This is a genomic window from Aeromicrobium phragmitis, assembly GCF_003674095.1.
Classification (GTDB): domain Bacteria; phylum Actinomycetota; class Actinomycetes; order Propionibacteriales; family Nocardioidaceae; genus Aeromicrobium; species Aeromicrobium phragmitis.
Map to the genome: position 1 here is coordinate 1 of NZ_RDBF01000239.1, position 328 is coordinate 328.

1 protein-coding gene is annotated in these 328 nt (G+C 74.4%); it reads left to right on the plus strand.

Translation table 11 applies throughout. The features are described from left to right. Positions 1-328 (plus strand): glycosyltransferase (locus tag D9V41_RS17150; RefSeq protein ID WP_166376128.1); only part of this gene is annotated, 328 nt, incomplete at both ends.

Consider the following 328-nt stretch of genomic DNA (forward strand, 5'->3'; position numbering starts at 1 on the left):
CCTGCCTCAGACCAACGGCGTCGTGCACACGGTCTCGCGCATCCTGGACACCGTCCGTGCGCGTGGGATCGAGGCCGTCGTCATCGCGCCGGAGGACCCTGCCGGCGTCCCCGATCGTGTGAGCGGCGTGCCTGTGCGCACGGTCGCCTCGCTGCCCCTGCCGGGGTACCCGGACGTGCGCGTCGCCAGCGGCCCGATCGGCCCCGTCGAGCGACTGCTGCGCGACTTCGCGCCCGACGTGGTCCACCTCGCCTCGCCGTTCGTCCTCGGCTGGCGCGCCACGCTCGCCGCCCACTTCCTCGGGCTCCCGACCGTCGCGGTCTACCAG